Source organism: Cohnella phaseoli, from assembly GCF_003386235.1.
In the GTDB taxonomy this organism is placed as follows: Bacteria; Bacillota; Bacilli; order Paenibacillales; family Paenibacillaceae; genus Cohnella; species Cohnella phaseoli.
This window is the reverse complement of the sequence record NZ_QRDZ01000029.1, coordinates 31,812-52,360: the sequence shown is the minus strand read 5'-3', so window position 1 is coordinate 52,360 and position 20,549 is coordinate 31,812. Positions and strand designations below refer to the sequence as shown.

Sequence of the window (20,549 nt, the reverse complement as noted above, 5' to 3'; positions counted from 1 at the left end):
CTGTATTTATAATAGACAATATACAACAATGTTTGCCTTCAGTCAATGAAGATGGGCTGGGGCCGGAGCGGACGGAAGACGCGGATATAGACCCGGATAGCGGCCGAAGGTATAATCAGGAGAAAAACAGTGGAGGTTCTGACATTGAGTACATACTGGAGCGAATTAACGACATCCTTGGAGCCTTATGTGCCCGGGGAGCAGCCGAAGGATCGGACATACATCAAGCTGAACACGAACGAGAACCCGTACCCTCCGTCCCCGAAAGCGTTGGAAGCGATCCGAGAAGCGGCCGGAGCGGACTTGCGTCTGTATCCCGATCCGTCCTGCGATGCTTTGCGCGAGACGATTGCAGCCTATTACGGTTTTGCGAAGGAGCAAGTGTTCGTCGGCAACGGCTCGGACGAAATTTTGGCGTTTGCTTTTCCGGCCTTCTTCTCGGCCAATCGCAAGATTCTATTCCCGGACATTACCTATTCATTTTACCCGGTCTATGCGCAGCTGTATGGCATTCCTTATGAGACGGTACCGACAGATGAACAATTCAGAATCGATCCGAAGACGTATGCGGTAGAGAACGGAGGCGTTATTTTGCCGAATCCGAACGCGCCGACCGCACGTTTTTTACTTGTTAATGGCATTAAAGAAATTCTCGAAGCAAACAAAGAACAAGTCGTCATTGTCGATGAAGCTTACATTGACTTCGGCGGAGAATCGGTTGCGCCCCTCATTGCCGAATATCCGAATTTGCTCGTTGTTCAAACGCTGTCGAAGTCAAGATCGCTGGCGGGATTGCGAGTAGGCATGGCGCTAGGTCACCCCGACCTGATCGAAGGGCTGAACCGGATCAAAAACTCGTTTAACTCCTATACGTTGGACAGGCTGGCATTGGCGGGAGCGGTCGCCGCAATCGAGGATCGGGACTATTTCGAGGAGACGAACCGGAAAGTCGTAGCGACAAGGGACAGAACGACCGCGGCGCTGCGGGAGCTCGGCTTCGAGGTTATCGATTCGTTGGCGAATTTCGTCTTTGTTACGCATCCGCAGAAGGAAGCTCGCGAGCTGTTTGCGCTGTTGAAGGAACGGGGAATTCTGGTGCGGTATTTCAACAAGCCGAGGATCGACCGGTATTTACGCGTAAGCATCGGCACAGACGAAGAAATGGACGCTTTGTTGGACGTGCTGCGGGACATCTCCGTTTAAAAGGCGGGAACTGATTTATCTATTGCTTACAGGAACAGGGGCTGTCCCGTAAGCAGAGTTGCTTAAGGGACAGCCCCTGTAATGTTAAACCTACGAATGGGAGAAGGGCTCTGCCTCGGACGAAGCGTCGACAGACTGAGCGGCGACGACCAGAGCTTGGAGCCGGTCGCTGTCCATCGGTCGTCCCAGCAGGTTGCCCTGGGCGAACTGACAATCGTTTTTCTTGTAGAAGGCGAGCTGCTCGTAAGTCTCCAGCCTCATGGCGACGATATCGCATTGCAGCTGCTTGATCGCTTCGAACAAGGAATCGCTCAGCTCTTCATTGGAGGAAGCTAGCTTTTCCTGCAGCAGAGTGTTGTCGATTTTGACGGACTGAATAGGCAGCTTACGCCAATGGATTAGCGTGTCCGCTTCCATCTTGTAATCGTCAATCGTCAGCCTGACGCCCAAAGCCTGAAGGCGCTTCATCGGCAGCTCGGCTTGCTCGAGAAGCCCGGAAAGCGCTTGCTCCGCGATTTCGAATTCCAGCCGATGCGGCTCTATTCCAGTATCGGCGAGCGCCTGCTCGACGATTGCGGCTAGCTCCGGGTCCAGCAGCTGCGAAGCCGACAGGTTCACGGAGATCGTCATGGAGGAGGGCGCAGGGATTGCTTGCGCAACTGTCATGCAAGCTTGGCGGATCACCCATGCGCCGATCGGAAGCAGCGCTCCCGTCTGGTCGGCGATCGGGATGAACTCTTCCGGTTCAACGCTCCCCAGCTCCGGATGCTGCCAACGAAGCAGCGCTTCAAAGCCGCGCAATCTCCCCGAGCGAACCTCGTACTGAGGCTGATACAGCAAATACAATTGCTTATGCTGCAGCGCGGTACGGATATGGACTTCGATCATCGTGCGGCGACGAATCTGCAAGGTCAACCAATCGTGATCGTGTACGGCTTGCTGAAGACCCGAAGCTGTGGCATGCTGCAGCGCCGCGTAGATTCGCTGAAGCAGCTCGTCTACGGCAATGTCCTCCTCGGCACACGTCGTCACCGCGATACGGGGAGTCAAGTGATATAGCCTCTTATTAATCCAATAAGGCGACGATAACAAGGTTTGCAATTCGTCCCACGTTCCCGGCGGTACGTAGGGCAGCTTCCGGGTGGGGGAACCGGTCATCGCAATCAACAGTTGCTCGCCTTCAAGCCAGCACGCCGCAGAGTGACTCGACAGCCAGATCTGCAGGCGCTGAACGACCTGATGGCGCAGATGGGTTCTGGACAGCTCGCGGTTCAAGCGCTGCACGGTCTCTCCGTCGATATCGAGCAGGGCCAGGCAAAAAGGCGTACGCGCTTGAATCCAGCCGCTCAGTTGCTCTCGAAAGAGCTTGGGCGACATCACCTTATTCATATCTTCGATTCCGTTGCGCCGCTTTCTTGTCCATTCCGAGCTGATGAAGTAATGGACGAGGACGGAGAAGACGGGAAATAGAAGAAACATGCTGGGCGTGTAGCGCTGCAACCAGCTTGAGCGCACCTCTTCGGGCAAAATGACGGCGGCTACTCCAAAGCCCATGATAGAGACGAGGACGCCAAACAGCACGGGATGTATAAAGTAAAGGCGGCGATTGCGATCCTGCGGACGGTATCGCCAAAAGGCGAGCCCGATGGCAGTGGCGAGCAGAATGGTCGCAATTCCGGTCTCCAAACCCGCCCCGCCAATAACGATCCGCACGCCGATCATTCCGGCATCGGATACGAGTGCGGACAACGGACCTCCAAGCCAAGCAGCCAGTCCGGCGACAATGAAATACATCGGAGCAAGCGTGCCGGCTTGTTCATGCAGCGGAAACAGCATTGTCGATATGCCGGCGGCTCCGAACAACAAACCGTATATTCCGTTTCTAAGAGCGATTCTCCGGTAAATTCCGGCAGGAACCAGGCGATAACCAATGACGAGAAATAAGATGACGACAGCCATATGCTGCATGAGATCGATTAGGCTAAGCCAATTCATTAACAGTTCTCACTCCCCAAGCATAAACGGCATTCGCAGTTGTCGGTCATATCGGAAAGGTGGGGGACCGCGAGCTTCAGAAACCCCCTCTACAGTTTGACTGTTAAGCGTTAAGGGGATTACGGGAAAAGTATTAAGGAAAGTGTTAGGAAAAAATGTGTGTCGTTAACAAATGAAAAGAACTTCCTGTTCGCGCCGGTAAGCGGAATAAGGAAGTTCTTCTCATTTCGTTATGTAGTCGATAAGTTCATGGATTCATGAATTTGTAACCGACGCCCCAGACCGTTTTAATAAATTGCGGTTCTTTAGGGTTTTTCTCCAGTTTGCGTCTCAGGTTCGTGACATGAACGTCAATGGCCCTGTCGTTAATGAAGGAATCGATACCACGAACGGCGTTAATCAATTCTTCACGGCTGAAAACGCGGTTCGGATGCTGATAGAAGAGCTTCATAATTTCGTATTCGGAGAACGTCGTCTCGATATGCTCGCCGTCGAGCACGATCGTGCGCCGCTCCAAATCCAGAGTCAAGCCGCCGCTAGAGGAGGGCGGGGCATGGTGCGAATCGTGCTGCGGCAGTGAAGCGGGAGCTTTGACGCCGCCGGGGATTAAGTTCATCGTTCGCCTTAACACGGCTTCCATACGCACCTTGAGCTCTTGCATGCTGAACGGCTTGACGAGAAAGTCGTCCGCTCCGTAGCTGATCGCCTGAATCCGCACGGTAACGGACGGCTTCATGGAAATGACGATGATCGGCACAGCGGTCAGATGTCTGAATTCGGCGCAAAGCTCTGTTCCGCTCGCGTCGGGAAGCATCAGATCGAGCAGCAAAATATCCGGTTTAAAGGTGTCGAGCGCGTGCTTGCCGTCTCGTGCGGTTTCAACGCGCTGAACGTCGAAATTTTCTTCGGTGAGGTAGAGGGTGAGCATCTCTCCGATGATAGGATCATCTTCAATTACAAGCACTCTCGTCAACGTCATGTCACACCCTTTTAAATGAAATGTTAGGAATATTCATATTTTGCTAACATTTGCCTCGCCTACTTATTATATAACGAGGTTTGTCGTTCGTCTAACTCCTTTTTTGTTCAAGCAGGCGATTTATCGTCTCCAAGCCGGTCTCAAGCGAACGATGGAGCTGCCGCTCCGCCTCCGCGACCTGTTCGTCGCTGCGCAGCGAACGCTCCAAACCCGCAGCCGCTTCCTGAATGGCCAAAGCTCCGAGATGCCCGGCCGAACCGCTCAGCGAATGCGCAAGGCGGATCGCGTCGTTCGTCTTGCCGTCCTCGCGCAGCCGATCGAGCTGGGCGTGAAAATCGGAATATTGCGCGATAAATTTATCCAGCAGTCTCATGTATAGTTGCTCCTTGCCGCCGACTCGCTGCAGGGCTACGCCTGCTTCCAAATCGGGCGCATTGGGCCATGATTCCGCACCGGCGATCGAAGCGATGTTGGCCGACTCTGAGAAGGACACGGGCGCGCCGGGCAGCCATTTGGCAATAACGGAATAGAGAAGGACGGGCTCGATCGGCTTGGTCACAATATCGTTCATGCCTGCTTCGCGGCAGCGGACATGCATCTCGGGCGTTACGTCTGCCGTGACCGCGATAATCGGAAGACTCTCTTCACCGCGAAGCTGTCGGATGCGAGCCGTAGCCTCGATCCCGTCCATGTCCGGCATGTGCAAATCCATTAAAATCAGATCGGCTTGAGTCTGTCCCGATTCGATGAGCGCAACCGCCTCTGCTCCGCTTTCCAGCAATAAAGTACCATAGCCTTGCGAGTTCAGCAGCTGGTTTACGACGATGCGGTTGATTTCCTGATCGTCGACAACCCAGATGCGCGAGCGCGTTTCCGCAGCCGCGGCGGTCTTCCCAAGTTTACCGTCGTCAAAGCTCGGAGGAGGGAAAACGCTCATAGACGGCATTCGCGAGGCGTTCGTTATCACTTGAAGCGCTTGGCGAATCGGCACAGCGGAGCATGGCTTGACCAGCACGACTTCGGGACGGTAGACGTCGGCAAGCTGGTAGAGGGCGTCGCGCCCGGAAAGCGTTGTCGATGCGATCGCCTTTACTCCGGCTGCGTTAAGCGTATCTTTCCATTCCATCCACGTCTCTTCTCCATGCATGTCGCCGCACTCCATGTCGATGACGATCGCATCCCAGCGAGATTCCTGCAGCAGCAGCAGAGCCTGCCGCCAAGAAGACAAAGCGACCGTCTCGCATCCGAATGAAGTGAGCAGCACGCGCCAATGCTCGGCGACTTGGTCGTGATCCTCAAGAACGATCACTTTCAATCCCGGAAATTGCGGCTTCATCGCAGTTGGCTGCTCCGGATTGACAGGAAACGTCAGCTCGAAGCCGAATTCGCTCCCGACCTGATACTCGCTTGCGACGGAGAACGTTCCGCCCATCCGCTCGACAAGCGTGTGGGAGATCGCCAGACCGAGTCCGGTTCCTCCGTATTTGCGGCTTGTTTTCTCATCGGCTTGCATGAAAGGCTTGAACAAGCGTTCGCGCTGATCCTCCGTCATGCCGATGCCGGTATCTTTCACGGAGAATTTAAGCTTTGCTTTCCGATCGTCGAGTTCGAGGAGGGAGACGGAAAGCTCAATCAAGCCGCTGTTCGTAAACTTGATCGCATTGCTGCCCAAATTAAGCAAGATCTGCTTTAGCCGGGTAGGGTCCCCGATCAGCCCGTCGGGAATGCTCGGGTTCGCGCGAATAATGATATCGACCGGCTTCGGCCCGATTAGCACGGAAAACAGCCCGCTCAGCTTATGCAGCAAATCTTCGAGCTCAAAAGGCACGTTCTCGAGAGTCAGCTTATCCGCCTCCAGCTTCGAGAAGTCTAAAATGTCGTTAAGCAGTCTAAGGAGGTTATCGGAAGAGACCGCAATCTGCTTTAAGTAGTTCGCCTGCAAATCGGTATGCTCCAAACGCTGAAGCAGATGGGTCAAACCGATAATGCCGTTAAGAGGCGTGCGAATCTCGTGGCTCATCCGCGCAAGGAAGGAGCTCTTCGCTTCGTTGGCCCGGTCGGCTTCTTCCTTGGCGCCCAGCAACTGTTGCTGAATTTCCTTCTGTTGTGAAATGTCCCGTGCGATCGCCGAATAGTAGATTTCTTTCTCGTTATCGGCTTGGTGGGCCACGACGGTAATAGAGGTGGTCAGAATAGAGCCGCTTGCGGTTGTAAAGTCGATTTCTCCCTGCCAATATCCGTAGGTCCGGGCCTCCGACAAGCCTTCCGCAAACCGAACCGTCATCGAGATGGTCATATACCGATTAAGACCATTGTTATCCTCGCTTAACTCCGCGATATCGAGAAAGGCGAGACCGGCTTTATTCAAATAGAAGATTTGACCGCGCACGTCGAAGGATGCGATCATATCGTGCGCGCTGTCGGTAATTTCGAAGAGCCTTGTATTCGTCGCGACCGCTTGTTTGATCTCGCTAATATCTCTGGCAATGAGAACATAACCTTTGGCGGCTCCGTTCGGATGGCGGATAATGCTCGTGTTCAACGATACGAGCATGCGTTCGCCGTCGCGGTTAATCCATATCCATTCCCAGTCCGGCAAGAAGCCCTTGCTCGGCATCAGGAACAGCACGGATTCGTCCGGATTCACATGAGTCTGCAGCTTGTTCGAATAATAGGTCGCGCGTTCATACAGCTGTTGCTGATCGTGCCAGACCAGCAGCGCTTTTCTTCCGATCACTTCCCGTTCGCCGTAGCCCAGCATCTCCTCCGCGCGCTGGTTAAAAGAGGTAATGACAAAATGGGAATCCGTTACGATCATAGCATATTGATTGTGCCGGATGAAAGCTTGATAGGGCTCGAACAGCTCCTGCAGGTTATCGATCATGCCGTTAACGGAACTGGCCAGCATGCCCATTTCGTCTTCGCTCTTAAGGGTCACCGGGCGGGGGTAGAAATTTCCTGCCGCCACTTTTTGCGTCACGGCTACGACCTGTTTCAGTCGGCTTAGAACCGAACGATTCATTACGATGTATAGGAACAGTCCCAGAAAAATTTGCGTGACGGCTATCAGAGCGGCGTTCAGCCATAGTGAACGCCGCAGCGGCGCTTCGAACTCGCTCTTCGACACCGAGTAGACCGCATACCACTGCGTGTCCGGCACTTTTATGTAAAACAGCTTCAGTACGCGTCCGAACACCATCGACTCGCCATAGCCTTGCTCGCTGCCCTGCAGCTGCTTCACGAATGCGGCGATAGCCGGCTCCTCCTCGCTGAAGTTGCGCTTCAGGATAAGAGAGATGTCGGTAGAATGCAGCAGGTTCGTGCGATTATCGATTAGAATAGTCGAGCTGTCTTTAAAATTGTCGGACTGCACGTTCAGATGCCGGGAGAACAAGAGGGGCGCATCCAGCGCAAAGCCGATGACGCCGATCAGCCGGGCTTCCGGATCGTAGAACGGAACCATATGCCAGAGCACGGGGTAGCCCGTCGAGTCCAGCATCATCTCCGCCATGGAGCTTTTGCCTTCCAGCGCTTCGTTGAAGGAGGGAAAATCTGCGATTTGAATAATTTCTCCCGTCGTTAAGGTCATATTACCGGCCAACGAGGCGATGCCGATATGTCTGGCCGGGAGATCGGTTTTGGCTACGGAGGCGCTGAGATAGGCAAGACGTTCTCCGGTGGTGCGGTAGCGCATCGGAATCGAGCGGCTGAGCAGCTGCGCTTCCTTCATTCGCAGAGAGAGCATCGCGCGCAGGCTCGTTACGGTTCCGCTTAAGCTAGCCAGCCGGTGACGCTCGAGCTGATCGTTCATTTGTTTGTTGGAGGTTTCGTAATTGATGAAGTTCATTGCGATAAACGCGAGCGTATTGAGCGCAATAAGAATGACGGCGATTTTGAAGCGAAGAGAGCGGAACATGTCGAACCCCCCAAACAACTTTTGGCAAAATATTAGACATTTTCATACAAAACAAATACATCCTGTATAAATCTTCTAATACACTTCTTCTATCATATCTAATAGAGATCGATTTCGACAGACCCAACTTGCAACACCGAGAGGAGATTCGGTATCGTGGCAACCATGATGACGAATTGGGAGGTCGTAACGACGGATGACGCCCGAACCGTCCGATTGTGCGAGGAATTCGGCGATCGGTACGGCTTTACGGCTTGTGAGACGACAACGTTAAAGCTGTGTCTTTTGTACGGATTGTCGGACGAGGAGATCGTTCTGTATACGAAAACAGAGCCCCAGCAACTAAGGGCCCGGCTCGATTGTATAATGGGCAAGACAAGAACGCATACATCGCGCGAGCTTCAGGCCTTGTTTCTTCGGTATATGCTGCACAGGCTTCCGACGCAATAGACGCCGAAAGCCTGTGTGTGCCCGTGCAATGATCGAGATCAGGAAGCGGGGAGGTCGACTATGAAGGCGGCGCCGGACGGGGAGCGATTGTAGGCGAACGTTTCTCCTTCATGCATGTCTACAATTTTTTTGACGATCGACAACCCGAGACCGCTGCCTCCTCCCGAGCGCGAACGCGCTTTGTCCTCCTTGTAAAATCGCTCGAAAATATAGGGGAGAGCCTCTTCGGATACGCCCGGCCCGTCGTCGGTAATCAGTACGCGAACCCGATCGTTGATTTTCGTTATACTGACGCCGATCGTGCCGTTCTCGGGCGCGAACTTGATGCCGTTGTGCAGCAGATTAACCCATACCTGGCTCATCAGATCCTCATCCGCGGTAATCGTGCATTCCGGCAAGTCGACGTCCATCTCGACGTTTTTTTGCTGCCACTGGGGCTCGCAACTGAGAATGAGATGGCGAAGCTGTCGGTCCAGCCGATAACTCTTTTTCTCGAACGGATGTTGACGGGACTCGAGCGATGTCAGCTTGAGTAAATTGTCGCTCATACGGGATAGCCGCTTGCTCTCGATTTCAATAATGTTCTGATAATGCTTGCGCGTCTCGGGAGCCAGGTCGTCGCGCTGCAGCGCGCGGGCAAATCCGGCAATCGACGTAAGCGGAGACTGCATCTCGTGCGAGACGTTGGAAATGAACTCCTGGCGAAGCTGCTCCATATGGTTCAATTGGGTAGCCATCTCGTTGAAGCCTTGAATAAGCGGGCCGAATTGTCCCATAAATCGCGGGTTGGCGTCCAGATTTACGTTGAAGTTGCCCTTGGACAGCTGCTTCATGGCGCTGAGCATCTGCATAAACCATTCCATCTGACGTCGCATGGGAGCAACGAAGATACGTAAAATGCTCATTCCTAGAAACAGGAAGGTCATGGTCAGCAGAAAAGTAAAATACTGTCGCAGCAGCGTATCCTCGTACTGTGAAAACCATTTGGCGTAGACGGCGTCCAGCACGAGATGCGCGAGCAGCCAACAGGCTGCCAGTCCGAGATGCATCAGCGCGAAGAAGAGAAAGACCCATTTGCGGGAGGGCCGGAAATCCTTCCCCAGCTCTCTCATCCGCTGTCTGTGCTCCAGGTTGTCCCGGAACACGTTAAAGGGTCGTCCGCGCCTGCGTTCCTTATGTTCCGAGAAGCTCCGCGGCCGGCCGCGCGGGGTCATGAAGACACCTCAAGCCGATAGCCCAAGCCGCGGATCGTGGCGATCCGAAAGGCGCACCGATCGTCCGGAAATTTCTCCCGCAACCGCTTAATGTGGACGTCTACCGTACGTTCGTCCCCCTCGTAATCGAATCCCCATATTTGCTCGATCAACTGCTCCCTGGAGAAGGTTTTGCCTGCATAGCTGGCCAACTTGAACAGCAGCTCGAACTCCTTCAGAGGAAGGGAAAGCGACTGATCGCCTACTTGCACCGTATAGGTTTGCTTATTCAACGTTACGGCTCCAACCGTCACGTTCTGCGAGATCGAGATCCGGTATCGCTTAAGCAGCGCTTTGATTCGCGCGACCAGCTCGACAGGCTCGAACGGCTTGACCATGTAATCGTCCGTTCCGAGCTGGAATCCTTTGACCTTCTGCATCGTCTCTCCTTTGGCGGTAAGCATCAGCAGCGGCATATCGTAATGCTCGCGCAGCTCCTTGCACAGCTCCCAGCCGTCCATGCGCGGCATCATTATGTCCAGAACGGCCAGATCGACCTTGACAGACTCAAGCAGCTCAAGCGCATGTATGCCGTCGTTTGCTTCTACTACCTCAAAGCCCTCCTGAACGAGGAACACTTCAACCAATTCGCGAATGTGCGGATCGTCGTCGACAATTAGTATTCGGGTCATCGTCATAGCTCCTTTCAGTCGGTTATCGTACCGGAATCGCATTATTTTTACATTATCCGCTTTATAAAGCCGGAAATCCATTCTTCTATTGTGCGCTGCGAATATGAACGGAATATGAACTCCGGGATAGGAAGCGCGCCCGCGTCCATGGTACAATGGGGCAATAGAAATCGGAGGGAAAGACATGACGAAGGATGTATGGATCGGCAACGACCGGCTGAGCGCTCAGCTCGCTTTTCTGGTGGAAATCGACAAGCTGAAATCGGTGCTTCGCAAAACCTACTTAATCGATAAGAGCCGCCTCGAAAATTCGGCCGAGCATAGCTGGCATGTGGCCCTGTGGTCGATGCTGATGCTGGAGCACGCCAACGATCCGTCGCTGGATTTGCATCGCGTCGTTCGCATGCTGCTGCTGCACGACCTCGTGGAAATCGATGCGGGCGATACGTTCGCTTACGACACCCAAGGCTATGAGGACAAGGAGGAGCGGGAAAATGCCGCGGCGGCCAGACTGTTCGGTCTGCTGCCGGACGATCAGCGCGAGGAATGGATAACTCTGTGGCGCGAATTCGAGGACGGCGAGACGGCCGAGGCGAAGTACGCTTCGGCGCTTGATCGCCTGCAGCCGATTATTCACAACCATTACACCGGCGGCGTGAGCTGGCGCAAAAACGGCATCGTACGCTCGCAGGTGTTGAAGCGGCTGGACCCGGTTAAGCAGGTATCGGAGACATTATGGGCGTTTACGAAGGAAATTTTGCAAAAGTCGATCGATCAGGGCATTCTCCTGGACGATCCCAAGGAAGGGGAGGGCTGACAATGCCGCGATTGCCGGGAACGAACGTGATGCTAAGAGAATATCGAAGAGACGATTTGCCTTGGATTCGGCAATGGGTGAACGATCCGGCTATCGTCCTCCATCTGTCCGATATTTTTCTGTATCCGCATGCGCAGGAAGCGACGGAAGCTTATCTGGAAGCGATGCTGGAGGGCAAGTCGGACGGAAGAGGGTTCGTCATCGCCGATCTCGCGACGGAAGCCTACATCGGACAGGTGAATTTGGATGCGATCGATTGGAAAAACCGCGTCGGCAAAATCGGCATCGTCATCGGGTCGACGGAGCATATGGGGCACGGCTTCGGCACGGAGGCGATGCGCCTGCTGGTCGACTTTGCGTTCCGCGAGCTGAATCTGAATCGTCTGGAGCTAGAGGTGTACGACTTTAACGAGCGGGCCATCCGCTGTTACGCAAGCTGCGGATTCGTGCAGGAGGGGCGCTTGCGCGAGCGTCAGTACAAGAACGGCCGCTACTTCGACGTCATTCAGATGGGGCTGCTGAAATCCGACTGGAAAAAAGGGAAGGACGCGCCGTGAGTCCGGAGCTTCGCCCGATTGCGCGTTCGGCGCTGCGGCTGAAAGTCGGCAAATGGTACTATGTAACGCGGCGCTATGGGGAATGGATGTTCGGAGGAGTCAAATTCGCCAAGAGGAGAACCGCGGATCCGTTACCGAGCATCGTCGCGAAGCATCGAACCCCGCTCCTGCGCAAGCTTGGCGATTCGGACATGCAGCTGCAGCGCAACAAGATTGTTAATCTGCAAGCGGCGCTGCCGCGGCTGGACGGGATTTTATTGCATCCTGGAGAAACGCTGAGCTACTGGCGGTTGCTCGGCAAGCCGACGCGGCGTAAGGGCTACGTAAACGGTATGGTGCTGTTCTGCGGCGAGGTGAGGAAAGGCCTGGCGGGCGGCTTGTGCCAGCTGTCCAATCTCATCTACTGGATGACGCTGCATACCGGGCTGACCGTGACCGAGAGGCATCGGCACAGCTATGACGTATTTCCCGATGCGCGGCGGACTCAGCCATTCGGGAGCGGCGCCACCTGCTCTTATAATTATTTGGATTTACGGATTAAGAATCGCACATCTTCGATCTATCAGCTGCGCTTGAGTATGGACGACGAATATTTGTACGGGGCATGGCATGCAGAGCAGCCCGAGCGTTACCGCTACGAGGTGCGGGAGCGGAATCATCGCATGACGCAAGAGCCCTGGGGCGGTTATGTTCGGCACAACGAGCTTTACCGCGATGTCTATACGGCGGACGGGGAATGGCTGCTAGCCGAAGAAATCGCCGAAAACCACGCGCTGATGATGTACTCGCCGCTGCTTCAAGAGCCTTCGGGCGAAGCGGGCGAAGTGGGAGAGAAACTGAGGGGCAGGCATACGATCCGGCTGGACGGACCGATGAAAAGCAGGAAAGTAGGAAAGACGGTGCCATTCGATTTCATTTTACAGCGGTTTTTCCCCAGCGGGTGCTGGGAGATCGAGCAGGGTCATTCGGGCTGGAACAATACGACTCGCTTTGTGCGCGCAGACGGGCGCAGGTGGGTGCTGAGAATATACGAAACGCATAAAGATGAAGATAAAGTCCGTTTTGAGCATCGGCTGCTGGAGAAACTTAATGAGGTTAATCTTTCGTTCCGCGTGCCGAGGCCTGCAGCCTGCAGCGATAGGAATACGATCGTTCGGCTGGAGGACGGGACGGAGCGGCTGGCTTGTCTATTCGCTTACCTCGAAGGAGAACGTCCGGCAGAGGGAAACGCGGCCGCTGCGCAAAGCTTGGGAGAAGCGACCGCAGAGCTTATTTACGCCCTGGGGAAGCTGAATTTGACGGAAGCGGCGGCTTACGCGCCCTATTACGAGATGGAGTCGTCGTATCCTTGGTGTACGCCGGACAAGGTGGCGAGGTTCTGCGAGGAAGCGCCAGTGGAGTTCGCGGAGGAGGCGAAAGCGCTGAGATTCATCGGCGAGGAGCTGAACGCTTTTCGCGCCTTTTTGCCGCGTTTTCGCACGCTTCCTCATCAACTGATCCACGGGGATATCAATTTCTCCAACTGCCTCACGGCGCCGGACAATACCGATCGAATCGGCTCGATCCTCGACTTCGAGTTCTGCACTCGGGATCTTCGGGCGATGGAGATCGCCGTTGTCGTATCCGGCTTCCTTGATGCGGACAATGGTCGGGAGATGATTCATGCGTTTCTTCGCGGCGCAGGCAGCCGGGTACGGCTGAGCCCTGAAGAAGCGGAAGCGATCCCCCACTTGATCCGGCTTCGGACGCTCGATGTATTTCTCCATTTTCTGAATCGGTATTTCGACGGAGTGGACGGCATTGCCGTGCTGAAAGAACAGACGACTTCGGCATCGAGCAACTTACGCAAGCTTAACGAAGAGAGCGAATGGCTGGCTACCGCAGTTGAAGCGCTATATTAGGCTGAATATTGAAAAAGGAAAAAAGAAGATACGCGCAGAATGTTATAGTGTGGAAGTTAATAACGTTAATAGAAGGGAGAGGCCGCTATGTTCCAGTACCGTGACGCCACAGACGCGGATTTCCCGGTGATTGCATCTTTTCCGCAAAACGAGGACGAGGCCTTCTACATGTATCCGAAATCGACTTATCCATTGACTGCGGAGCAGCTTCGCTTGGCCGCTGCAGATCGAAGCTCCTTGACTGTCATTACCGATTCCGAATCCGTGATCGGCTACGGCAACCTGTACGAGATAAACGTTGGAGAAGATTGCTGGATCGGCACTGTCATCGTTCCCCCTTCGAGCAGAGGCTCGGGAGCAGTCGAAGGGCAGGTAACCCTATGACGAGGATGCTGATGATTAGCGACATTCACGGTTGTCTGGAGCCGTTCGAACGATTGTTGGAGGAAGTTCGTTTCGTGCCGGGACGGGACCGACTCGTTCTGTTGGGCGATTATGTGGATAGAGGCCCGAAGAGCAAGGATGTCGTCGCGAAGGTAATGGAGCTGGTTGAGCAGTATGGGGCGATCGCTCTTAGGGGGAATCACGATCAGAGGCTGGTCGACCTGATTCGTACCAACGATCCGTACGTGCGTTCGAAGTTTATGGAGCACGGCGGCAAGATGACCATCAACAGCTATTGGGAGCGGGGCCGGGAGAAGATGAACGAGGATATTCTTCGCGAAGCGGTCGCTTATATCGAACATAATTACGGGCATCATATCGATTTTCTTGGCAAGCTTCCGCTCTACTATGAGGACGATCGGCATATTTGCGTGCATGCGGGGCTGAATCCCGCTTACCCGAATTGGAAGGACCAGCCGGCACGCGATTTTATGTATATCAAGAAAGACTTCTACCGTGCGAAAACGAAGGTTGACCGAACCGTCGTGTTCGGACATACGCGGGCTGCGGAAATACACGGAGTCTCCGAGGTGTGGTTCCACGAAGGCAAGATCGCGATCGACGGGGGCTGCGCTTACGGAGCGCAGCTCAACTGCCTCATCTACGAGGAAGGCGCGTACACTACGCACGCGACAAAAAATAGTCCGTCATCTCTTTAATCATATATTGTCGGCCAATGGGACCCCAAGGGTCCCATTGTTTGCTGTTCGGGTAATAGACGCGCTGTTCCCGCGCCGCCTGCAGCTCCTTCCATAACGGCTGCGAGGCGAAAGCAGCCACCGTCTCCGGATCGCTCCAGATAATAAGCAGCCGTTCCGGGTTCATCGCCGCCAATTCCTCCAGCGAACAACTCTTATAGGAACGATAGTCAAGCCCGGCGTCGGGCTGAAAATGCAAATCTCGGTAAAACAGATCCGTGAACGCATGCCCGGTTCGACCGTAGACGCGGCAATCCCCAGGCAGCAGACGGACAATCGTCCAAGTGCCCTGCCGCGAGAAGGTAGACAGCGCGCGTGCTCCGGCGCGCTCGGCTTTTTTGACCTGTCGTTCAATTCGCTGCAGTTCCCGTTCTTTATTTAATTGCTGCGCGATATCCCGTAAATAGCTTTCCCAGCTATCCCGCTCCTTCAGACGCACCAGGTTGGCGGCGCTTTGCCATTGCGCGTCGTTCTCGTTGCGAATGAAATCGGCTTTTAAAATCAAGTCGGGGGAGAGGCCGGTGACCTCTTCGGCGGCAATCGTTCGCTCGGCGTTAATCGGCATTGTCAGCGACAGTTGTTTATCCAAGTAGACGGGAAAGCCGGAAGCGGTGCCGTAGAAGTTCGGAAAGCCGGGAGCGGCAATCGGACGAATGCCGAGAGCGAGCATCTGATCCTGCAAATTCAAGCCGCTGACAATCGCAACGCGCTGCTGGTTGCGTTTGATATAGATCGTTGGGGATACGCCCTCCTGTTTTTTGAACACCCTGCTGAAATAGAGCTCGTCCTGAAAGCCGACAATGCCGGCGATTTGCTTAAAGTTCATATCCGGCTCAAGCATCAGCGACTTGGCGCGATCAATTCTTAGCTGCGTCAAGAACGCGCCGGGAGTTTTGCCGGCAAGCTGCTTAAAGCCGCGGCTGAACGAGCTGGGCGTCAGTCCGCTCATTCCGGCTAGCGACGCGATGGGCAGCGGCTTCATATAATTCGTTCTCATATACGCCATCGTCTTGCGAAGCATTCCCTGATCCTCGGACGGGGAAGAGGGAAGCGATTCGGCTTCGCGGAGCAGCATCGTCAGCTCCGCCATCAGAACCTGCAAACGCGATTCGTGCCCGGGAGCGAGCTTGCCGTTCTCCAGCAATTTGCCGACCTGAGCGGCCAACGGAGGCGGGAGCCGGTCCGTAATCGGTGAGTCGTCCGCCTCTTGCCAGCGGGCATGCAGGCCGGAGTAGTCTCCCGCGATTCTCATCGTGCGGTATTGCAGCAGGGTCAGTCGCAAAGGCAGTTCGTCGTCGTTGCTCCAGTCGAAAGCGACGGAGCCTCCGAACGATAAGCAAGCGCCGGGCTCAAGCCGGAACTCCGCGCCATCTGCGGTGCGCAGATTTCCGGCTCCGTTATGGATGTAGAGGATGGAGCTATGCCCGAGCTTAACCGTTCTTCGTCTGGCGCGTAGGGCAAGCTCATGCGTTTTCAAGGAGAGCGGATAAGCCTGAACGAAATCGACGATACGCTTCATGAGAGGGACTCCTTTCATAGCGACGAATGAGAGAGAACGAAAAATAAGCAGAACGGTAGATCAACAAGTGCTTGCACACTTGAGAATCGTTATCATTTACATTCTACCAAGACGAGCGATGGCAATCAATCGTTACCCTCCAAGCTTCGGAAATTTTGTCCATGTTAAAATGACAAATTCGTGTATACAAATACAGACGCTCACTCTATAAAATGATATTGAAAATCATTATCAATCGGAGACGGAGGTTAGCGTTTGGCACGAAAGTATCGACTGTTATGCGCGGTTGTTCTTGCGATCGCCTTCGCAGGATTGGCTGTCGGGTGCGCATCGTCCGGCGGCAGCGCGAAGGAAAACGGTGAGACCGCGATTCCGACATCCGAGTCCTCTTCCGGGGGCGGAGATTTATACGAGGCGATAACGCCGCTGCCAGCAGCGGACGCAGCAGATGGCTTGGCGAAGATGAACGACCTCGTCAAGACGTACAAGCAAGCGATCGAGTCGGACGATACGGCCGCCGCCCAGCAAGCGGCGCAGGATCTTGCCGGCACTTGGAAGGCGTTCGAAGAGGAGGCGGCGAAGCTGGACGGCCAACGCGCCGTTGCGGTTCGCGAGAATCTGGTCTTATTGCTGGAGCAATCCAGCGACGCGAAGAACCGGGATCAACTCGTCGATATTTCGTACAGCCTCTACCAGACGATCCGCGATCTTAAAGAAAAAGCGGAAGGCAGTCTCTTGAACGAAGACACGGCCACCGAAGCCGAAGATTCGGAAATCTACCCGTAGGAAAGGTGAGTTTGCATTATGATTCGCATGAACAAACGTTTGTTGGGCTTTGCTTTGTCGCTGGCCCTGATTATTGGTCTTCTTCCGTTTACGGCTGCCTCGGCTGCGCCGGTGCAGAGCGTTACGCTTAACCTGGACGGCAAGAAAGTTTCCTTCTCTGGAGCTCAGCCGCAACTGATCGGCGGCAAAATCTATGTTCCTTACGCTACGCTCGCTTCGCAACTGAAAGCGACAGTGAAGACGGAAGCGAAGAAGACGACGATTACCCTGAACGGCAAATCGCTCGCCTTCACTACGGGCACAGTCAATGCGACGATTAACGGCAAAGCCGTTAAACTGGAAGGCGCACCGGTCTCGAAGGACAAAGCCGTGCTCGTTCCGGCTCGCGCAATCGGCGATGCATTCGGCATCTGGGTGTCGTGGAACGGCTCGACTAAGACGGTAAGCCTGAACCGGACGAAAACGGTTAAGCACGCTCTTGGCGAAACGAAGCTAAACGGCGTTCCGCAGCGCGTCGTCATTTTGTTCAACGGTATGGTCGATACGAGCGTTCTGCTGGGCGTGAAGCCGGTAGGCGCGGTCGAATCGTACTTGCAGCAGCCTTTTTACGAATACTTGCGCCCTAGCCTGATTGGGGTCAAAGACCTTGGCGACGAGACGCAGCCGAACCTTGAAGGCATCGCCGCCCTGAAGCCGGATCTCATCATCGCTTCGAAAATGAGACACGAGAAAATCAACGATCAACTGAACAAAATCGCGCCTACCGTACATACAGAAGACGTATTTAGCTGGCAGACGAACCTTAAGTTTGCGGCGGATATACTGAACAAGCAGCCGCAGGCCGACGCTTACTTGGCCAACTGGAACAAACGCGTAGCCGAATTCAAGAAGAAAATGGGCGCCAAATTGTCCCAGACCGAAGTGTCGGTTATCCGCACGAACCCGAACGGCACAGCCCGCTTCTACGTAGAAGGCTTTGCACCGAACATCCTGCTGGACCTCGGCTTCAAATTCCCGAAAACCCAGACGGATTTGACGCAAGACATTATGAACCTGGCAACGAAGGAGCAAACTCCGCTGCTGGACGCCGATTACATTTTCGACTTCACCGTGGACTGGGATGGAGACGGAGCCGTCTACAAGCTGCAGAAGGAATGGATCGATAACCCGCTCTGGAAAAACTTGAAGGCGGTCAAAAACAAAAAGTATTACAAAGTGAACGCCGTCAACTGGAACTTGTCCGGCGGACCGCTCGCAGCGCAAAAAATGCTGGACGATCTGTACTTCTACTTCAATCTGGAATAAAGCTTGATCCACCCTATGGATCGCCGGGGAACGAGACGCGAATGCGCTCGTTCTTCGGCGTCTTGCCCTCTATCGACGAACAGGAGCTTAAGCAATGACAGAACAAGGATTGTCGAGATTTTCGTACAAGCTGGCAGGGCTGCTCGCGGGAGCGGTCCTGCTTGCATTCGGTTTTGTCGCCAATATCCGCTGGGGATTTACGAGTGTGAGCTGGAGCGATACGATCGCCGCGCTGTTTCATTACGACGAAACTTCTATGAATCAGGTGATCGTGAAGCTAACAAGATTGCCGAGAGCGCTGATCGCCGCCGCGGTCGGAGCGAGCTTGGCGGTGGCGGGCGTCATTATGCAGGCAATTACGCGCAACCCGCTGGCCTCGCCTTCGATTCTAGGCATTAACTCGGGCGCGGCCCTCGGAGTTGTCCTTGGCGTGACGGCGCTGGCGATTCAGAGCCAGAGCACGCTCGTCTGGTTTGCATTCGGCGGGGCGGCCATCGCGGCTGCTACCGTGTACGCGCTGAGCGCGCTCGGCTACGAAGGCATGACGCCGATGCGGATCGTGCTTGCGGGCGCGGCGATGTCCGCGCTGTTCATGTCGGCCACGCAGGGCTTGCTCGTCCGCAATCAGAGCTCGCTGCAGGACGTGCTGTTCTGGCTGGCCGGATCGATCGCGGGCAGGCCGCTGGAGCTGCTTGTCACCGTCATTCCTTATATGGCGGTTAGCTGGCTCGGGGCGTGGCTGCTGTCCCGCCATCTGAACGTGCTTGCCGCCGGGGAAGAGACGGCGGTCGGCGTCGGCATGCGAACGTCGCTGGTCAAGTTTGCCGGCGGTCTGTGCATCGTACTGCTGGCCGGCAGTTCCGTTGCCGTGGCAGGGCCGATCGGCTTCATCGGCATCGTCATTCCGCATGTGGCGCGCTACTTGGCCGGCCTTGATCATCGCTGGCTCATTCCGTATTCCGCCGTGCTTGGCGCGACGCTGCTGCTGTTAGCAGACCTCGCGGCGAGATTCGTCATTCCGCCACAAGAGCTGCCCGTAGGCGTGATGACGGCGGCGGTCGGCACGCCGTTCTTCATTTATATCGCGCGCAGAGGGAAGGTGAAGGCATGATCCGCTCCGCCGGATGGTTTGCGGCGCTTAGCGGCGCTTTGATCGCCTTCTCCGTTATTTATATCGCTTTTGGAGATATGTCGATTCCCGTGGAACGGGTCGTACAGGCATTGTTTGGCGAAGGTTTGGCCGAAGAGACGCTTGTCGTACGCGAGCTGCGTGCGCCGCGCCTCGTCGTTGCCTTGCTGACCGGCGCTTCCTTGGCGGTAGCCGGCGCAATTCTGCAAGGCGTCTTCCGCAATCCGCTGGCAGCGCCCGATCTGGTCGGCATTACCGGAGGAGCGGCCGCAGCAGCCGCGTCGTTCCTGACGTTCCGATCCGCCGCGGTAAGCATCGGGTGGCTGCCGGCAGCGGCGATGTGCGGGGCGGGTTTCGTCTCCATGCTCATCTATCTGTTCGCATGGAAGAAGGGCGTTGCCCCAAGCCGGCTTATTCTCGTCGGCATCGGAATCGGCGCATTGACCGGCGCCTACACGAACGCTCTGCTCGTGTTCGGCAACGAATATACTGCCGCCGACGCTTACCTGTGGCTGACCGGCACGATCTACGCCAGCTCGTGGAAGCATGTGCTCATGCTTGCGCCATGGACGGTCGTGTTTCTGCTGCTGGCGGTCTACCAAGGGAGAAACATGAACGTGCTGGCGCTGACCGACGATTCGGCCATTAGCGTAGGCAACAACGTTGGCCGCAGCCGGTTTACGCTGATCGCGATCAGCGTCGGGCTGGCCGGATCGGCCGTCGCGATCGGCGGCGTCATCGGCTTCGTCGGGCTGATCGGTCCGCATATCGCGCGCCGTCTCGTCGGCCCGGGAGCGCGCAAGCTGATTCCGATGGCGGCGATTTGCGGCAGCTTGATCGTCGTTGCCGCAGATTTTGTCGCTCGCACCGCTTTCCTGCCTTACGATCTTCCCGTGGGTGTGTTTACGGCCGGGGTCGGCGCTCCGTTTTTCATCTATTTGCTGTATCGCAGTCGTAAGCGTTGA

General features: G+C 55.2%; 17 protein-coding genes and 1 pseudogene. 12 read left to right on the top strand and 6 right to left on the bottom strand.

Annotation, left to right across the window (positions count from 1 at the left end; genetic code table 11):
* The first annotated feature begins 144 nt into the window (after positions 1–144).
* Complete coding sequence (gene hisC / locus DFP98_RS28665) at positions 145–1,203, top strand: histidinol-phosphate transaminase (protein WP_116064145.1); 1,059 nt, start codon at positions 145–147, stop codon at positions 1,201–1,203.
* A 90-nt stretch (positions 1,204–1,293) separates the two neighbouring features.
* Here hisC and DFP98_RS28660 read toward each other — a convergent pair whose 3' ends face one another.
* The 3 genes from DFP98_RS28660 to DFP98_RS28650 all read right to left on the bottom strand — a co-directional run bounded on the left by DFP98_RS28660 (position 1,294) and on the right by DFP98_RS28650 (position 8,093).
* On the bottom strand, positions 1,294–3,198 hold the full coding sequence (locus DFP98_RS28660; RefSeq protein WP_116064072.1) for an EAL domain-containing protein: 1,905 nt from the start codon (positions 3,196–3,198) through the stop codon (positions 1,294–1,296).
* Between the two features lie 247 nt (positions 3,199–3,445).
* A complete protein-coding gene (locus tag DFP98_RS28655) occupies positions 3,446–4,177 on the bottom strand; it encodes a response regulator transcription factor (RefSeq protein WP_342772515.1) in 732 nt (243 codons plus the stop codon).
* Between the two features lie 91 nt (positions 4,178–4,268).
* Positions 4,269–8,093 (bottom strand): response regulator, encoded by a 3,825-nt coding sequence (locus tag DFP98_RS28650; protein ID WP_116064071.1) that lies wholly within the window; start codon positions 8,091–8,093, stop codon positions 4,269–4,271.
* A gap of 156 nt (positions 8,094–8,249) precedes the next feature.
* Between DFP98_RS28650 and DFP98_RS28645 the strand changes: the two genes are divergently transcribed.
* On the top strand, positions 8,250–8,543 hold the full coding sequence (locus DFP98_RS28645) for a hypothetical protein (protein ID WP_116064070.1): 294 nt from the start codon (positions 8,250–8,252) through the stop codon (positions 8,541–8,543).
* A gap of 38 nt (positions 8,544–8,581) precedes the next feature.
* On the opposite strand, the gene DFP98_RS28640 is transcribed toward DFP98_RS28645, so the two are convergent.
* Together DFP98_RS28640 and DFP98_RS28635 are read right to left on the bottom strand one after the other, a co-directional pair.
* Positions 8,582–9,757, bottom strand: coding sequence for a HAMP domain-containing sensor histidine kinase (locus DFP98_RS28640; protein WP_246016819.1), 1,176 nt, complete (start codon positions 9,755–9,757; stop codon positions 8,582–8,584).
* Positions 9,754–10,428 (bottom strand): response regulator transcription factor, encoded by a 675-nt coding sequence (locus DFP98_RS28635; protein WP_116064142.1) that lies wholly within the window; start codon positions 10,426–10,428, stop codon positions 9,754–9,756. The genes DFP98_RS28640 and DFP98_RS28635 overlap by 4 nt, the downstream gene beginning before the upstream one ends.
* Positions 10,429–10,612: 184 nt before the next feature.
* On the opposite strand from DFP98_RS28635, the gene DFP98_RS28630 reads away from it, so the two are divergent.
* The 6 genes and pseudogenes from DFP98_RS28630 (at position 10,613) to DFP98_RS28610 (ending at position 14,806) form a co-directional block, all read left to right on the top strand.
* Positions 10,613–11,245, top strand: coding sequence for an HD domain-containing protein (locus tag DFP98_RS28630; protein ID WP_116064069.1), 633 nt, complete (start codon positions 10,613–10,615; stop codon positions 11,243–11,245).
* 2 nt (positions 11,246–11,247) lie between these two features.
* Positions 11,248–11,802 (top strand): GNAT family N-acetyltransferase, encoded by a 555-nt coding sequence (locus DFP98_RS28625; RefSeq protein ID WP_116064068.1) that lies wholly within the window; start codon positions 11,248–11,250, stop codon positions 11,800–11,802.
* Positions 11,799–12,599, top strand: a pseudogene (locus DFP98_RS39890) (VanW family protein); the annotation flags it as partial. The gene DFP98_RS28625 and the pseudogene DFP98_RS39890, both read left to right, overlap by 4 nt.
* Positions 12,579–13,703: a phosphotransferase gene (locus DFP98_RS39885; protein ID WP_342772517.1), complete on the top strand. Its 1,125-nt coding sequence runs from the start codon at positions 12,579–12,581 to the stop codon at positions 13,701–13,703. The pseudogene DFP98_RS39890 and the gene DFP98_RS39885, both read left to right, overlap by 21 nt.
* Before the next feature lie 87 nt (positions 13,704–13,790).
* On the top strand, positions 13,791–14,087 hold the full coding sequence (locus DFP98_RS28615) for a GNAT family N-acetyltransferase (protein WP_116064066.1): 297 nt from the start codon (positions 13,791–13,793) through the stop codon (positions 14,085–14,087).
* Positions 14,084–14,806 carry a metallophosphoesterase family protein gene (locus tag DFP98_RS28610; RefSeq protein ID WP_116064065.1) on the top strand — a complete coding sequence of 241 codons (723 nt, stop codon included), beginning with the start codon at positions 14,084–14,086 and terminating at the stop codon, positions 14,804–14,806. The genes DFP98_RS28615 and DFP98_RS28610 overlap by 4 nt, the downstream gene beginning before the upstream one ends.
* Here DFP98_RS28610 and DFP98_RS28605 read toward each other — a convergent pair.
* A complete protein-coding gene (locus DFP98_RS28605) occupies positions 14,769–16,364 on the bottom strand; it encodes an AraC family transcriptional regulator (protein WP_181917998.1) in 1,596 nt (531 codons plus the stop codon). The genes DFP98_RS28610 and DFP98_RS28605 overlap by 38 nt on opposite strands.
* 255 nt (positions 16,365–16,619) lie before the next feature.
* Here DFP98_RS28605 and DFP98_RS28600 point away from each other — a divergent pair, with 255 nt between their 5' ends.
* From DFP98_RS28600 to DFP98_RS28585, 4 genes are all read left to right on the top strand, one after another.
* Positions 16,620–17,150 carry a hypothetical protein gene (locus DFP98_RS28600; RefSeq protein ID WP_116064063.1) on the top strand — a complete coding sequence of 177 codons (531 nt, stop codon included), beginning with the start codon at positions 16,620–16,622 and terminating at the stop codon, positions 17,148–17,150.
* An 18-nt stretch (positions 17,151–17,168) separates the two neighbouring features.
* Positions 17,169–18,455 (top strand): stalk domain-containing protein, encoded by a 1,287-nt coding sequence (locus DFP98_RS28595; protein WP_116064062.1) that lies wholly within the window; start codon positions 17,169–17,171, stop codon positions 18,453–18,455.
* Between the two features lie 94 nt (positions 18,456–18,549).
* A complete protein-coding gene (locus tag DFP98_RS28590; protein ID WP_116064061.1) occupies positions 18,550–19,566 on the top strand; it encodes a FecCD family ABC transporter permease in 1,017 nt (338 codons plus the stop codon).
* Positions 19,563–20,549, top strand: coding sequence for a FecCD family ABC transporter permease (locus tag DFP98_RS28585; RefSeq protein ID WP_116064060.1), 987 nt, complete (start codon positions 19,563–19,565; stop codon positions 20,547–20,549). Before DFP98_RS28590 ends, DFP98_RS28585 begins: the two co-directional genes overlap by 4 nt.

Bases quoted from the DNA above. Each gene is read 5' to 3' on its own strand.
- DFP98_RS28660 (WP_116064072.1), bottom strand. From the start codon at position 3,198: ATGAATTGGCTTAGCCTAATCGATCTCATGCAGCATATGGCTGTCGTC.
- DFP98_RS28655 (WP_342772515.1), bottom strand. From the start codon at position 4,177: ATGACGTTGACGAGAGTGCTTGTAATTGAAGATGATCCTATCATCGGA.
- DFP98_RS28650 (WP_116064071.1), bottom strand. From the start codon at position 8,093: ATGTTCCGCTCTCTTCGCTTCAAAATCGCCGTCATTCTTATTGCGCTC.
- DFP98_RS28640 (WP_246016819.1), bottom strand. From the start codon at position 9,757: ATGACCCCGCGCGGCCGGCCGCGGAGCTTCTCGGAACATAAGGAACGC.
- DFP98_RS28635 (WP_116064142.1), bottom strand. From the start codon at position 10,428: ATGACCCGAATACTAATTGTCGACGACGATCCGCACATTCGCGAATTG.
- DFP98_RS28630 (WP_116064069.1), top strand. From the start codon at position 10,613: ATGACGAAGGATGTATGGATCGGCAACGACCGGCTGAGCGCTCAGCTC.
- DFP98_RS28625 (WP_116064068.1), top strand. From the start codon at position 11,248: ATGCCGCGATTGCCGGGAACGAACGTGATGCTAAGAGAATATCGAAGA.
- DFP98_RS39885 (WP_342772517.1), top strand. From the start codon at position 12,579: ATGATGTACTCGCCGCTGCTTCAAGAGCCTTCGGGCGAAGCGGGCGAA.
- DFP98_RS28615 (WP_116064066.1), top strand. From the start codon at position 13,791: ATGTTCCAGTACCGTGACGCCACAGACGCGGATTTCCCGGTGATTGCA.
- DFP98_RS28610 (WP_116064065.1), top strand. From the start codon at position 14,084: ATGACGAGGATGCTGATGATTAGCGACATTCACGGTTGTCTGGAGCCG.
- DFP98_RS28605 (WP_181917998.1), bottom strand. From the start codon at position 16,364: ATGAAGCGTATCGTCGATTTCGTTCAGGCTTATCCGCTCTCCTTGAAA.
- DFP98_RS28595 (WP_116064062.1), top strand. From the start codon at position 17,169: ATGATTCGCATGAACAAACGTTTGTTGGGCTTTGCTTTGTCGCTGGCC.
- DFP98_RS28590 (WP_116064061.1), top strand. From the start codon at position 18,550: ATGACAGAACAAGGATTGTCGAGATTTTCGTACAAGCTGGCAGGGCTG.
- DFP98_RS28585 (WP_116064060.1), top strand. From the start codon at position 19,563: ATGATCCGCTCCGCCGGATGGTTTGCGGCGCTTAGCGGCGCTTTGATC.